General features: G+C 47.4%; 12 protein-coding genes and 1 tRNA gene. All 13 read right to left on the bottom strand.

Translation table 11 applies throughout. The features are described from left to right. Positions 1 to 99, bottom strand: a 99-nt coding sequence (locus tag ACOI06_RS14125) for a GTP-binding protein (RefSeq protein ID WP_033453371.1), incomplete at its 3' end; no start/stop codon positions are given. 30 nt (positions 100 to 129) lie between these two features. After that, positions 130 to 2,232 carry an elongation factor G gene (fusA, locus tag ACOI06_RS14120; protein WP_420663240.1) on the bottom strand — a complete coding sequence of 701 codons (2,103 nt, stop codon included), beginning with the start codon at positions 2,230 to 2,232 and terminating at the stop codon, positions 130 to 132. Between the two features lie 18 nt (positions 2,233 to 2,250). Continuing rightward, positions 2,251 to 2,721 (bottom strand): 30S ribosomal protein S7, encoded by a 471-nt coding sequence (gene rpsG, locus ACOI06_RS14115; RefSeq protein WP_420663239.1) that lies wholly within the window; start codon positions 2,719 to 2,721, stop codon positions 2,251 to 2,253. Between the two features lie 149 nt (positions 2,722 to 2,870). Then, a complete protein-coding gene (gene rpsL / locus ACOI06_RS14110; protein ID WP_420663238.1) occupies positions 2,871 to 3,245 on the bottom strand; it encodes a 30S ribosomal protein S12 in 375 nt (124 codons plus the stop codon). A gap of 318 nt (positions 3,246 to 3,563) precedes the next feature. Continuing rightward, positions 3,564 to 7,823: a DNA-directed RNA polymerase subunit beta' gene (gene rpoC / locus ACOI06_RS14105; protein ID WP_420663237.1), complete on the bottom strand. Its 4,260-nt coding sequence runs from the start codon at positions 7,821 to 7,823 to the stop codon at positions 3,564 to 3,566. Continuing rightward, positions 7,823 to 11,935: a DNA-directed RNA polymerase subunit beta gene (rpoB, locus tag ACOI06_RS14100; protein ID WP_420663236.1), complete on the bottom strand. Its 4,113-nt coding sequence runs from the start codon at positions 11,933 to 11,935 to the stop codon at positions 7,823 to 7,825. Before rpoB ends, rpoC begins: the two co-directional genes overlap by 1 nt. A gap of 150 nt (positions 11,936 to 12,085) precedes the next feature. Further along, positions 12,086 to 12,460 (bottom strand): 50S ribosomal protein L7/L12, encoded by a 375-nt coding sequence (gene rplL, locus ACOI06_RS14095; protein WP_420663235.1) that lies wholly within the window; start codon positions 12,458 to 12,460, stop codon positions 12,086 to 12,088. A gap of 71 nt (positions 12,461 to 12,531) precedes the next feature. Then, a complete protein-coding gene (gene rplJ, locus ACOI06_RS14090; protein WP_420663234.1) occupies positions 12,532 to 13,062 on the bottom strand; it encodes a 50S ribosomal protein L10 in 531 nt (176 codons plus the stop codon). Positions 13,063 to 13,305: 243 nt separating this feature from the next. Beyond that, on the bottom strand, positions 13,306 to 14,004 hold the full coding sequence (gene rplA, locus ACOI06_RS14085) for a 50S ribosomal protein L1 (protein WP_420663233.1): 699 nt from the start codon (positions 14,002 to 14,004) through the stop codon (positions 13,306 to 13,308). Between the two features lie 2 nt (positions 14,005 to 14,006). Then, on the bottom strand, positions 14,007 to 14,438 hold the full coding sequence (gene rplK, locus ACOI06_RS14080) for a 50S ribosomal protein L11 (protein ID WP_420663232.1): 432 nt from the start codon (positions 14,436 to 14,438) through the stop codon (positions 14,007 to 14,009). A 59-nt stretch (positions 14,439 to 14,497) separates the two neighbouring features. Beyond that, entirely contained in the window at positions 14,498 to 15,031 is a 534-nt protein-coding gene (nusG, locus tag ACOI06_RS14075; protein WP_420663231.1) for a transcription termination/antitermination protein NusG, read from the bottom strand. A gap of 12 nt (positions 15,032 to 15,043) precedes the next feature. Beyond that, entirely contained in the window at positions 15,044 to 15,427 is a 384-nt protein-coding gene (gene secE, locus ACOI06_RS14070) for a preprotein translocase subunit SecE (protein WP_420663230.1), read from the bottom strand. A 52-nt stretch (positions 15,428 to 15,479) separates the two neighbouring features. Next, positions 15,480 to 15,555: transfer RNA gene (locus ACOI06_RS14065), tRNA-Trp, on the bottom strand. Between the last annotated feature and the right edge of the window lie 72 nt (positions 15,556 to 15,627).

Below are 15,627 nucleotides of genomic sequence, written 5' to 3'. Positions count from 1 at the left end.
GGTGATCGCTGCTGTCAACGTCGTTTTACCGTGGTCAACGTGACCAATCGTACCCACGTTTACGTGAGGCTTGGTACGCTCAAACTTACCTTTTGCCATGATTTCCTCTCAGATATTTCAATCAATTAATTACTTAGCGCGTGCAGCGATAATTTCGTCTGCAACGTTTCTTGGTGCTTCTGCATAGTGTTTGAATTCCATGCTGTAAGTTGCACGACCTTGTGTCAGGGAGCGCAAGTTAGTTGCATAGCCAAACATTTCTGCCAAAGGAACTTCTGCACGGATGATTTTTCCACCACCAGCAATATCGTCCATACCCTGAACCATGCCACGACGTGATGACAAATCACCCATCACAGTACCGGCATATTCTTCAGGTGTTTCAACTTCCACAGACATGGTCGGTTCAAGCAGGACAGGTTGGGCTTTACGAAGACCATCCTTGAAACCCATCGAAGCAGCCATACGGAAAGCATTTTCGTTCGAGTCAACGTCGTGATATGAACCAAAGAACAACGTCACTTTCACGTCAACAACTGGATACCCAGCCAACACGCCAACTGGCAATGTTTCCTGAATACCTTTATCAACCGCAGGGATGTATTCACGTGGAACAACACCACCTTTAATCGCATCAACAAACTCGTAACCACCACCCGGCTCAAGTGGCTCAATTTTCAGAACCACGTGACCGTACTGACCACGACCACCGGACTGTCGAACAAACTTACCTTCGACTTCTTCACACACACCGCGAATTGTTTCACGGTAGGCAACTTGTGGCTTACCAACGTTTGCTTCAACATTAAATTCGCGACGCATACGTTCGACCAGAATCTCTAGGTGCAACTCACCCATACCGGAGATAATGGTTTGGCCAGATTCCTCATCTGTACGCACACGGAATGAAGGATCTTCTTGTGCCAAACGGGACAAAGCAACGCCCATTTTTTCTTGGTCAGCTTTGGTTTTTGGTTCAACAGCTTGTGAAATCACAGGCTCAGGGAAGACCATGCGCTCTAGCGTGATATGAGCATCAGTATCGCAAAGTGTTTCACCGGTTGTCACTTCTTTCAAACCAACCACAGCGGCGATATCACCGGCCACAACCTCTTTAATCTCTTCACGGTTGTTGGCGTGCATTTGAAGAATACGACCGATACGTTCGCGTTTACCTTTGATTGGGTTGTAAACAGTATCGCCTGAACGCAAAATACCTGAATACACACGCACAAATGTCAATTGGCCGACATATGGGTCTGTCATCAGCTTAAATGCCAATGCGGAGAATTTCGCATCATCGCTGGCTTCACGAATTGCTGGCTCACCATCATCGGTCTCGCCCTCAACGGGAGGAATATCGATGGGTGATGGCAAGTAATCCAGCACGGCATCCAACATACGCTGAACACCTTTGTTCTTAAATGCACTACCACACAACATAGGCTGAATCTCGCCTGCGATTGTGCGCAAACGAATCGCTTCGTTAATTTCTTCTTCAGTCAAGCTACCTGTTTCCAGATACTTGTCCATCAACTCTTCTGAAGATTCCGCAGCGACTTCAACCAGCTTCTCACGCCATTCGTTGGCTTGATCAACTAAGTCTGCAGGAATGTCACCGTACTCAAACTTGGTACCGTAACTTGCATCATCCCACAAGATGGACTTCATCTTGACGAGATCAACCACACCTTTAAAGTCTTCCTCAGCACCAATCGGGAGAACGATAGGAACTGGGTTTGCTTTCAAGCGCAATTTCAGTTGATCATAGACTTTGAAAAAGTTCGCACCTGTTCTGTCCATTTTGTTGATGAACAACAAACGGGGAACTCCGTACTTATTCGCTTGGCGCCAGACGGTTTCAGACTGTGGTTGCACACCACCCACTGCACAATAAACCATGCAAGCACCGTCCAACACACGCATAGAACGCTCAACTTCAATTGTGAAGTCAACGTGTCCGGGTGTATCAATCACGTTAATACGGTGAGCAGGACGATCGTTACCCATGCCGCTCCAGAAAGCGGTTGTAGCAGCTGATGTAATCGTAATGCCGCGCTCTTGCTCCTGTTCCATCCAGTCCATGGTGGCTGCACCATCGTGCGTCTCACCAATCTTGTGGTTAATACCTGTATAGAACAGAATGCGTTCGGAGGTCGTTGTTTTACCGGCGTCGATATGCGCAGAGATACCAATATTTCGGTAGCGCTCGATCGGGGTTTTACGGCTCATAATAATGATTCCAAAAATTTACCAACGGAAGTGGCTGAAAGCTTTGTTAGCTTCGGCCATCTTATGTGTATCTTCACGCTTCTTCATCGCTGAACCGCGACCTTCAGAAGCATCTAACAACTCACCGGCCAAACGCAATTCCATCGATTTCTCGCTACGACGTTTTGCGGCTTCGCGCAACCAGCGCATTGCCAATGCCAGACGGCGAACAGGTCTAACTTCAACAGGAACCTGATAGTTAGCACCACCCACGCGACGGCTCTTCACTTCAACCATCGGTTTGATGTTGTTAATTGCTGTCTCAAAAACCTCAATGGGGTCTTTGCCAGACTTACTTTCAATTTCTTTAAATGCACCGTAGACAATGCGTTCGGCAACAGCTTTTTTGCCGGACAACATGACAACGTTCATGAATTTGGCGAGCTCAACGCTGCCATATTTAGGATCAGGAAGAATTTCTCTTTTGGGAACTTCGCGACGACGCGGCATAGTATTTCCTTTGTAGTGTCATTCAGTTGAGCAACTTTGCTCTCGATCCGTGATTACACGAATCACTTACATTTCTGGATCATTACTCCAGCTACACCTTTCTTTCGGCTTACACCGATAAGCTTTTGCGGCTTTCTTGGTGACCGAATTTATTGCTTAGGACGCTTTGCACCATACTTAGAACGTGCTTGCTTACGATCTTTAACACCTTGAAGATCAAGTGCACCACGAACGATATGGTAACGAACACCTGGAAGGTCTTTCACACGACCACCACGCACCAGCACAACCGAGTGCTCTTGCAGGTTGTGGCCTTCACCACCGATGTATGAAATGACTTCGTAGCCATTAGTCAGACGAACTTTGGCAACTTTACGAAGTGCAGAGTTCGGCTTTTTAGGCGTTGTTGTATAGACACGTGTGCAAACGCCACGGCGTTGCGGGCAGTTTTCAAGCGCTGGACTCTTACTTGTCAGGCTTCCAACCGAACGCGGCTTGCGCACGAGTTGATTGATTGTTGGCATATTATTTCCCTTTCTATTGTCTGGCAGCATCTGCTAGCCAGTCTTCCTAATCCCAATCTGAGCATAAAAGGCATGCCCACAACCTAACGGAAATCCGGAAAAGAGCGGGTATGCCGACAGTCATTCCCGAGCTCAGCTGAGAACGGCTGCCTTTCATAGCATCTTTCGACGCCATGCATAGCCCGATAGAATAACTTGACAAATGAAATACTGTCAAGTCTTTCTACCAAGCAATTGCTTCAATTTTGTTTTTAATGCATTTTTGAATGTTCGCAGCAACACTCTAAAAATTATTTACTGCGAACATTCCTTCACGACTTATGCGTCAGGCTGTACACCTTCGTCTGTTCCAGTGGTCGAGGACTCTGATTCCATCGATTCATTCACAGAGCTTGCATCATTCTGCTCTTCAAACGGGTTTGCCAACGCTTTTGCAGCATCACGTTCGCGCATCTCCATGATTTCTTTTTCACGGCGTGCTTCGTGATATGCCATACCGGTTCCAGCTGGAATCAGTCGACCCACAATCACGTTTTCTTTCAGACCACGCAGATCATCACGTTTACCCATAATCGCGGCTTCGGTCAGGACACGAGTTGTTTCCTGGAAGGATGCTGCTGAAATAAACGAATCGGTTGAAAGAGATGCTTTGGTAATCCCCAAGAGCACGTTTTCGTACGATGCTGGCAGTTTGTCTTGAGAAATGACGCTATCGTTTTCGTTAAGCAGATCAGAACGTTCAACTTGTTCGCCTGGGATAAAGGACGTATCTCCAGCATCCACAATTTGAACTCGACGCAACATCTGACGCACAATGACTTCGATGTGTTTGTCGTTAATTTTCACGCCCTGCAAACGGTAAACGTCTTGAACTTCGTTCACAATGTATGTTGCCAGACGTTCGATACCTTGCAGACGCAAGATATCGTGCGGATCTGATGCACCATCAACGATCGTCTCGCCTTTGTTGACAACTTGACCATCGTGGACAAGCACTTGCTTTTCTTTAGCAATCAAGAACTCGTGAACCACACCGTCCATATCAGTAATGACCAGACGTTGCTTACCTTTCGTATCTTTACCGAACGAAACAGTTCCCGTCACTTCAGCAAGCAAACCTGCATCCTTCGGTGAACGCGCTTCAAACAACTCGGCTACGCGTGGCAGACCACCCGTAATATCGCGTGTTTTCTGCGATTCTTGTGGAATACGGGCTAACACTTCACCAATCTTGACGTCTTGACCATCACGCACAGTAATCAATGCACCGATTGGGAATGAAATCGTGACTGGATGCTCAGAACCAGCAATTTTCACTTCCTCACCGTTTTCACTGAGCAATGTGATCTGTGGTCTTTGAATTGCTTTACCACCACGTGATTTCGGTGTAATAACCACAAGCGTTGACAGACCGGTGACTTCATCCAATTGACGGGCAACTGTGACGCCTTCTTCGATGTTTTCAAAGCGAACTCGTCCGGCATATTCCGAAACAATCGGTCTAGTCAACGGATCCCAAGTCGCAAGTTTTGCACCCGCTTTCGCTTGCTCGCCATCGTTGACCTGAATTGTTGCACCATAAGGCACTTTATGACGTTCGCGTTCACGATCATTATCACCATAAATCACGATCTCACCGGAACGTGAAATGGCAACTCGTTCACCTTTGGGGTTCGTCACATAGCGCATGCTGCTCGCAAAACGCACGGTACCCGCTGATTTGGTTTCAACGCTGTTAGCCATAGCAGCACGCGATGCCGCACCACCAATGTGGAACGTACGCATCGTCAACTGAGTACCTGGCTCACCAATCGATTGAGCGGCAATCACACCAACTGCTTCACCCACGTTCACCATGTAACCACGACCCAGATCGCGTCCATAACAATGGGCGCAAAGACCATGACGGGTTTCGCAAGTTAATGGCGTACGTACGCGAACCTCATCGACTCCAATGCTATCGATATATTCAACAACATCTTCATCGAGCAAGGTTCCAGCCGCAACGGCTGTTTCCTGCGTATCTGGATTGACGATATCGACAGCCGCAACACGACCGAGGATACGTTCGCGCAATGGGTCAATAACTTCACCACCCTCAATCAGAGCTTTCATTGTGTAGCCCTGCGTCGTACCGCAATCAGACTCGGTAATAACCAGATCTTGGGTCACGTCAACCAAACGACGCGTCAAATAACCTGAGTTCGCTGTCTTGAGCGCCGTATCGGCCAGACCTTTACGTGCACCGTGAGTAGAAATAAAGTACTGAAGAACGTTCAGACCTTCACGGAAGTTCGCAGTAATCGGCGTTTCAATAATTGAACCGTCGGGCTTAGCCATCAAACCACGCATACCGGCCAACTGACGAATCTGCGCTGCAGAACCCCTAGCACCGGAGTCTGCCATCATATAGATCGAGTTGAAGGATTCTTGACGAACTTCTTTACCATGACGGTTAATCACTGGCTCACTCGCCAATTGCTCCATCATCGCTTTACCTACACGGTCTCCAGCTTTACCCCAGATATCCACCACGTTGTTATAACGTTCCTGTGAGGTCACCAGACCTGAGGAGTATTGCTTGTCAATTTCTTTGACTTCTGCACTAGCTTGCGCAAGGATTTCCGTTTTAACGTCAGGCACAAGCATGTCTTCCATCGCAATGGAAATACCGCCTTTTGTGGCCAAACTGAAACCGGATTGCATCAGCTTATCTGCAAAAATTACAGTATTACGCAGACCGCATTTGCGATATGACTGGTTCACTAGCTTTGAAATTTCTTTCTTTTTTAGTGCTGTATTTAACAGACTGAAAGGCAATCCATTGGGAAGAATTTCAGACAGAATCGCACGTCCAACCGTTGTTTCGTAACGCTTTGGAGTCGAAACCCACTGACCTTCTTCGTCCTGTTTCCAGTCTTTAATACGAACCGTAATGCGCGACTGCAGTTCTACCACACCCGTATCGTAAGCACGACGAACTTCAGCCACATCGGCGAAGAACATACCCTCGCCTTTGCCATTGATTTTCTCACGTGTCGCGTAGTACAGCCCTAACACGATATCCTGAGATGGGACGATTGAGGGTTCACCGTTTGCTGGGAACAACACGTTGTTCGAAGCAAGCATCAAAGTACGGGCTTCAACTTGTGCTTCAAGCGACAACGGCACGTGGACGGCCATCTGGTCACCGTCAAAGTCAGCGTTAAACGCAGCACATACGAGTGGGTGCAGCTGAATTGCTTTACCTTCAATTAACACGGGTTCAAATGCTTGAATACCCAGTCTGTGCAAGGTCGGCGCACGGTTGAGCATCACAGGATGTTCGCGGATGACTTCCTCAAGGATGTCCCACACCACGGGCTCATGTGTATCAACAAGCTTTTTAGCTGCTTTAATAGTCGTTGCCAAACCCATCATTTCCAGACGATTGAAAATGAATGGCTTAAACAATTCCAGTGCCATCAGCTTAGGCAAACCGCACTGATGAAGTTTCAGTGTCGGTCCAACCACAATCACTGAACGACCGGAGTAGTCAACGCGTTTACCCAGCAAGTTCTGACGGAAACGTCCACCCTTACCTTTAATCATGTCGGCAAGTGATTTCAGTTGACGTTTATTTGCGCCCGTCATGGCCTTACCGCGACGACCGTTATCCAGCAAGGAGTCTACTGACTCTTGCAGCATACGTTTTTCGTTCCGTAGAATAATCTCTGGTGCTTTAAGTTCTAACAAGCGCTTCAAGCGGTTATTACGGTTAATCACGCGACGATACAGATCGTTCAGATCCGACGTTGCAAACCGTCCACCATCTAGAGGGACCAATGGTCTTAAATCGGGTGGCAGAACAGGCAGCACTTCCATAATCATCCAGTCAGGCTTAATTCCTGATTTCTGGAATCCTTCAAGCACTTTCAAACGCTTAGAAATCTTTTTGATCTTGGCTTCTGAACCCGTTGCTTTCAATTCAGCACGCAACGTTTCAACTTCGCGATCAATGTCGATCGTGCGCAAGAGTTCGCGAACAGCTTCAGCACCCATTAGTGCTTCAAACTCATCGCCATACTCTTCTGTTTTTGCCAGGAAATCATCGTCCGACATGATTTGACCGCGTTTAAGCGGAGTCATGCCGGGCTCAATGACACACCATGCCTCGAAATAGAGCACACGCTCAATATCGCGCAAAGTCATGTCCAGAACCATACCCAGACGTGAAGGCAAGCTCTTCAAAAACCAAATGTGTGCAACGGGACTTGCCAGTTCGATGTGCGCCATGCGCTCACGACGAACTTTAGCAACAGTCACCTCGACGCCACATTTTTCGCAGATCACACCACGATGCTTTAAGCGCTTATATTTGCCGCACAGACATTCGTAATCTTTGACTGGTCCAAAAATTTTGGAACAAAACAAACCATCACGCTCAGGCTTAAAGGTTCTGTAGTTGATGGTTTCTGGCTTACGGACTTCGCCGTAAGACCATGAGCGAATTTTCTCTGGAGACGCGATACCAATTTTAATGGCATCAAATTGCTCGTCTTGAGAAACCTGTTTAAATAGGTCGAGTAGCGCTTTCATTATTTACGCTCCAAATCCATGTCGAGAGCCAAAGAACGGATTTCTTTCACAAGAACATTGAAAGACTCGGGCATGCCCGCATCAATGGAGTGATCGCCCTTGACAATGTTTTCGTACAATTTCGTACGACCGCTAATATCGTCAGACTTGACGGTCAGCATTTCCTGCAAGGTATAAGCAGCACCATAAGCTTCCAGTGCCCAAACTTCCATCTCACCAAATCGCTGTCCACCAAACTGCGCTTTACCGCCGAGTGGTTGCTGTGTAACCAGAGAGTATGGGCCCGTTGAACGTGCGTGCATCTTATCGTCAACCAAGTGATGCAGTTTCAGATAGTGCATGTAACCAATCGTCACTGGCCGCTCGAACTTATCGCCTGTACGTCCATCATGCAACCAAGCTTGAGTGCGACTTTCCGTCAAACCCAACTCTTCGACTTCTTCATCGGAATAGGCAAGTTTCAACATCTTACCAATCTCTTCCTCTGAAGCACCATCAAAGACTGGTGTTGCACAAGGTACGCCTTTGCGCAGGTTACCGGCAAGTTCAATCACCTCATCATCAGTCAGACTTTCAATATCTGCAGGTGATCCTGTTTCGTTATAGATACGGTCAACAAGCTTACGAAGTTCTTGGACTTGCAATTCTTTTTGTTGTCTGAACATGGCGTCAATTTTACGGCCAACGCCTTTGGCAGCCCAACCCAAGTGAACCTCAAGCACCTGACCGACGTTCATCCGTGATGGAACACCTAAGGGGTTCAAAACAATGTCAACGGGGGTACCATCTGCCATGTATGGCATGTCTTCAACGGGTGTAATGCGCGAGACCACACCTTTGTTACCGTGTCGACCGGCCATTTTGTCACCAGGCTGTAAACGACGTTTAACAGCAAGGTAAACCTTGACCATTTTCAGAACACCTGGTGCCAGCTCATCACCTTGTGTCAGTTTTTTACGTTTTTCGTCAAATGACAAATCAAACTGATGACGCTTAGCTTCAAGCGAATCTTTCGCATGTTCAAGAACTGATGCATGTTCTTCATCCGCTAGGCGAATGTCAAACCACTGCCAGCGATCGAGACTGTCGAGATATTCTTTCGTCAGCTCAGAGCCTTTAGTCAATTTGCGAGGACCACCGTTGACTGTTTTACCGATCAGCATTTTTTCAATACGATCAAACGAGTCATCTTCCACAATACGCAACTGGTCGTTCAGGTCTGTCCGATAACGACGCAACTCATCATCAATAATGGACTGAGCACGTTTATCACGCTCAATGCCTTCACGCGTAAACACTTGAACGTCAATGACTGTTCCAACCATACCGGAGGGGACGCGCAATGACGTGTCTTTAACGTCAGATGCTTTTTCACCAAAAATCGCACGCAGCAATTTCTCTTCAGGTGTTAATTGTGTTTCACCTTTTGGTGTTACTTTACCCACAAGCACGTCATCAGCACGAACTTCTGCACCAATATGAACAATGCCGGAGTCATCCAGACGATTCAACTGACTTTCAGCCAAATTACTGATGTCTCGCGTGATTTCTTCCGCGCCTAACTTCGTATCGCGAGCAACAACCGTCAATTCTTCAATGTGAATGGATGTATAGCGCTCTTCAGAAACAACCTTTTCGGAAATCAGAATCGAGTCTTCAAAGTTGTAACCATTCCAAGGCATAAACGCGATCAACATATTCTGACCCAATGCCAATTCGCCTAGGTCAGTCGATGCACCATCAGCCAACACATCACCGCGCTGCACTTTATCGCCACGTTTGACGATAGGACGCTGGTTGATGTTGGTGTTTTGGTTTGAACGTGAGTATTTGATCAGGTTATAAATATCCACCCCGACCTCGCCAGCCACGTTCTCATCATCGTTCACACGAATCACAATACGATCCGCATCAACATGGTCAACAACACCACCACGTTCTGCTTGAACGGTTGTGCCTGAGTCAACTGCCACGGTGCGCTCAACGCCTGTACCCACAATCGGTTTCTCAGGTCGCAAGCACGGAACGGCCTGACGCTGCATGTTGGCACCCATGAGTGCTCGGTTCGCGTCATCATGCTCGAGGAATGGAATTAAGGAAGCGGCCACCGACACAATCTGTGAAGGCGCAACGTCCATGTAATCCACATTACCGGGCGAAGTTAGCAAAGTTTCGCCCGCTTGGCGACAAGCAATTAACTCATCCAGGAATCTGCCGTCATCATCAAGATGCGCGTTCGCCTGAGCAATGATGAAATTGCTTTCTTCAATTGCGGATAAATAAACAATCTCTTCTGTCACCTGACGATCAACCACCTTACGGTACGGTGTCTCCAAGAAACCGTATTCGTTAAGGCGTGCATACAAGGCCATTGAGTTGATCAGACCAATGTTTGGACCTTCAGGTGTTTCAATCGGACATACACGACCATAGTGTGTTGGGTGCACGTCACGGACTTCAAAACCTGCGCGTTCACGAGTCAAACCACCCGGTCCCAATGCCGAGACACGACGTTTGTGTGTCACTTCAGACAGAGGGTTAGTCTGGTCCATAAATTGTGACAATTGGCTTGAACCGAAGAACTCTTTAACCGCAGCCGAAATAGGCTTGGAGTTAATCAGATCGTGTGGCATCAAGTTGTCAGCTTCTGCCTGACCAAGACGCTCTTTAACAGCGCGTTCAACACGAACGAGACCTGCACGGAATTGGTTTTCAGCCAATTCACCCACACAGCGAACACGACGATTACCCAGGTGATCAATATCATCAATTTGACCACGACCGTTTCTCAATTCGACCAGTGTACTAACAGTATCGAGAATATCGCGGTCTGTCAGTGTCAGAACATCATCATCGGTATCTGGATGACCAAGGCGACTATTCACCTTCATACGTCCAACGCGTGACAAATCGTAGGTTTCATCACTGTAGAACAAACGCTGGAACAAGCCTTCAACAGCTTCTTCGGTTGGTGGCTCACCAGGACGCATCATGCGATAAATCGCAACACGAGCTGACAGTTGATCAGCCGTATCGTCGGTACGCAATGTTTGTGAAATGTATGGACCACGATCCAGATCGTTTGTGAAAAGCGTTTGAATTGTTTTAATGCCAGCAGTACGAATAGTCGCCAAGAGACCTTCAGTAATCTCTTCGTTCGCATTCGCAATGACTTCGCCTGTGTCAGGATCGATCAATTTTGTTGCGAGCACACGTCCAATGAGATAATCCTCTGGCACGGAAATTTTCGTAATTCCGGCATTGGTAATATCACGGACATGTTTTGCAGTCACGCGCTTGTCTTTTTCGACCAAGGTATTGCCGGATTTGTCTTGAATATCAAAACTGGCTACTTCGCCTTTCCAGCGTTCTGGTACAAATTCAATCAATGCACCTTCAGACATCAAATCAAACTGGTCAAACTCAAAGAAATGCGCGAGGATTGATTCAGGCGTCATTCCGATCGCTTTCATCAAAATTGTCACGGGCATCTTTCTGCGACGGTCAATTCTGAAAAATAGCAAATCTTTAGGATCAAATTCGAAATCCAACCACGAACCGCGGTAAGGAATAATTCTGGCTGAGAAAAGTAATTTCCCTGAGCTGTGCGTTTTACCGCGATCGTGTTCAAAGAACACACCGGGTGAACGATGCAGCTGAGAAACAATGACTCTTTCTGTCCCGTTAATCACGAATGAACCAGTATCCGTCATGAGTGGAATCTCACCCATGTAGACCTCTTGTTCCTTCACTTCTTTAACGGTGGGTTTACTGGTCTCACGATCCATGATAACCAGGCGCACTTTTGCACGCAATGAAGATGCAAAGTTCAGTCCGCGCATCTGACATTCTTTAACGTCAAAAGCTGGGTCTGACAGTGCATAACTGACAAACTCCAATCTCGCCATGCCGTTATGGCTGACGATAGGGAAAATAGATTTAAACGCAGCCTCTAAACCTTCATCTTTACGCTTTGACGGTGTTGTGTCAGGTTGAAGAAAGGTTCTGTAGGATTCAATTTGCGTAGCCAGCAAGTACGGGACGGTTTGCACATCCTCCCGCTTAGCAAAGCTTTTACGGATGCGCTTTTTTTCGGTGAACGAGTATGGCATGAGCACTCCGACTCAAAGTTATGCGAACCGTATATGACGGCTCTGGGGGAACGACTTCAGGAAACATTGCTGCCTGTTACAACCAGGTTTCCTGAAGTCGCAAAACCCGGAAGCAAGAAATCAAGCTCCCGGGTTTGCAAAAACTCGAAATTACTTGAGTTCGACTTTAGCGCCGGCCTCTTCAAGTTTTTTCTTGCCTTCTTCGGCTTCGGCTTTATCAACGCCTTCTTTAATCGCTTTAGGTGCGCCGTCAACCATGTCTTTAGCTTCTTTCAAGCCAAGACCTGTCAGCTCACGAACAGCTTTAATCACGCTGACTTTGTTTGCGCCAACTTCAGCCAGAACGATAGAGAATTCTGTCTGCTCTTCAGCAGCAGCTTCACCACCACCAGCTGCAGGTGCAGCAACAGCCACAGCGGCCGCAGCAGCTGAAACACCAAACTTCTCTTCCATTTCTGAAATCAGCTCGGACAGCTCAAGCACGGACATACCGGCGATTGCGTCGAGAATTTCTGCTTTAGTCATTTCTGAACTCCGTTTAAATAAATATTTACCAGGTATTGGATATCGTTTGCCTTACCGCAGCAACGAACGAATTAAGCCTCGGATCCCTGCTTCTGATCTCTAACAGCAGCGAGTCCACGGACAAACTTCGTGGGTACTTCGTTGAGTGTGCGTACAAATTGCGCGATAGGTGCTTGCATTGTTCCGAGCAGCTTGGACAGCAACTCTTCACGTGACGGCATCGTTGCCAACGCTTTGACCCCATTGGGATCCAGCACGCTGTTGGGCAGCGCACCAGCTTTGACAACCAATTTGTCATTCGCTTTGCTAAAAGCCGAAAGCACTTTTGCAGCGCTAACTGGGTCATCACTGATGGCATACATCAATGGACCTGTCAGCTGCTCTGTCAGACCTTCAAAATTCGTGTCTTTCAAAGCGCGACGCACCAGCGTGTTCTTTAAAACACGCAGGTACACACCTGCTTCGCGCGCATTTTTGCGCAGTACGGTGACGGCAGCGACGTCCAGACCACGATACTCAGCGACGATAATCGATTGTGCACTTTCCAACTGGGAAGTGATTTCTTCGATAACGGCCGCTTTTTCAGTACGATTGAGACTCACGGTTTGAACACTCCATCAAGTGACACAGAAAAATTCCGTGTCTTCCGAATGCGGCGAACCTGGTCGAGCTCTTTAAAGAAATCTTCCATGGACGCCGTCTACGCTGGATAGGTACTAACCAAATTAAGTTTTAATTGATCACACTTCGATCAATCTCCACTCCAGCGGTCTTTGACAGCAGCACCTTACTTATCTTGCGACTTTAGGGTGCAGCCCAAAGTTTTTTTGCATTAACGTGTGAGATTAAGCACCCGTCAATGATGCAACTTCAATGCGTGCGCCGCCACCCATGGTGGAAGACACAGCAACTTTACGTAAATAAACACCTTTCGATGTTGCAGGACGTGCTTTGTTCAATGCATCAATCAAAGCCAGCAAGTTGTTTTGCAGCTTTTCCACATCAAACGAAGCGCGACCGATTGTGGCGTGGATAATACCGGCTTTATCTGTACGGTATTGAACTTGGCCAGCTTTTGCATTCTTAACAGCTGTCGCAACATCGGGCGTGACGGTACCCACTCTTGGGTTTGGCATCAAACCACGGGGACCTAAAATCTGACCGAGTTGACCCACGATACGCATCGCATCGGGAGAAGCAATCACAACGTCAAAATCCATATTGCCTGCTTTGACTTGATCAGCCAAATCTTCCATACCGACAATATCAGCCCCGGCGTCTAATGCTTCCTGAGCTTTATCGCCCTGGGTAAACACAGCCACACGAACTGTTTTGCCAGTTCCTTCAGGCATGACAACAGCACCACGCACGAGTTGATCTGATTTTCTTGGATCAATTCCGAGCTGAACGGCCACGTCGATGGATTCGTCGAATTTCGCTGTAGCACACTCTTTAACGAGTGCAAGTGCTTCTTCAACTTGGTACAGTTGTTCACGATTAATTTTTTCGGCAATTGCTGCCATGCGTTTGGACAATTTAGCCATGATTAGACTCCTTCAACCGTAATGCCCATGCTGCTTGCGCTACCAGCGATGGTGCGAACAGCTGCATCTAAATCACGGGCTGTCAAATCAGGCTCTTTTGTCTTCGCGATTTCTTCTGCTTGTGCACGCGTCAACTTACCAACCTTATCCAGGTGTGGCTTTGGTGATCCCTTTTGAATTCCAGCTGCTTTCTTAATCAGAATAGAAGCGGGTGGCGTTTTCATGATAAAAGTGAAGCTCTTATCAGCAAACGCAGTGATCACGACAGGAATTGGCAAACCAGGTTCCATGCCCTGAGTTTTAGCGTTAAACGCTTTGCAGAATTCCATGATATTCAAACCACGCTGACCGAGCGCAGGCCCGATTGGTGGCGATGGGTTGGCTTTACCAGCTGGCACTTGCAGCTTGATATAACCGGCAATCTTCTTTGCCATTAGAATCTCCTAACGGGTGCAAACGCTGCCTAAACAGGCATCTCCCCATTGGTTAAAAATCAGGTTTTTTCAACCTGGCTAAAATCCAACTCCACTGGAGTTGAACGTCCGAAAATAGCAACAGATACGCGTACCTTGCTCTTCTCGTAATTCACTTCTTCAACGTTGCCGTTAAAGTCGGCAAATGGACCTTCCTTAACACGAACCATTTCACCCACTTCAAAGAGAATTTTGGGTCTTGGTTTCTCAACACCTTCCTCGATCTGAGAAAGAATATTTTTGACCTCACGCTCCGAGATAGGTGTTGGACGATTACCTGAACCACCCAAGAAACCCGTGACACGTGGTGTACTTTTAACCAAATGCCATGATTGATCTGTGAGCTCCATTTCGACGAGCACGTATCCAGGGAAGATGCGACGTTCTGTAATTGATCGTTGCCCATCTTTCATCTCAACAACTTCTTCAGATGGAATCAGGATCTGACCAAAAGCATCTTGCAACTCCATGCGCTCAATTCTTTCGAGCAGCGCTTTGTGTACACTTTTCTCCATGCCTGAGTAGACATGAACGACATACCACTTTTTACTCATACGTTGCCCCTGTTATCGCCAGCCCAGCAACACACCATAGAGCAGCCATTCTAGACCTTTGTCAAGAATCCAAAGAAATATTCCCATGACAGCAACAAATGCAAAGACGATGCCTGTCATTTGGAATGTTTCTTTGCGAGTTGGCCAAACAACCTTACGAACTTCGTAATAGGATTCTTGACCAAAACCAATCAGTCGCTTACCCGGATTACTCAACGCAACGATACCCGCAGCCACTAAGAGGCTCAGGATGAAGATTGCTGCGCGTACTGGAGCAGCTAGTTGCGTTTCAAGTGCTGAAAAAGCGACAATTCCGGCTGCAACGACGACGACAGCCAACACCAGTTTGATCCGGTCGGCTGTATTTGGAACTGTTTTTATACTCTTGTTGGACATCAACAGTGACTCATTGTGCGTAGGCACGATGTGGCTTATCGAGCCATTTCGGTGGCAGGGGCAGAGGGTCTCGAACCCCCAACCTTCGGTTTTGGAGACCGACGCTCTGCCAATTGAGCTATGCCCCTTCTACCTACCAATCGTGTTATCGACTGGTCAACAAATATAACAGATTCGTTGACCAGAAAATAACTTTTTCT

The organism is Orrella sp. 11846, from assembly GCF_048820935.1.
Classification (GTDB): domain Bacteria; phylum Pseudomonadota; class Gammaproteobacteria; order Burkholderiales; family Burkholderiaceae_B; genus Algicoccus.
Note: the sequence above shows the minus strand (reverse complement) of the source record. Positions and strands in the feature narration are given on the sequence as shown.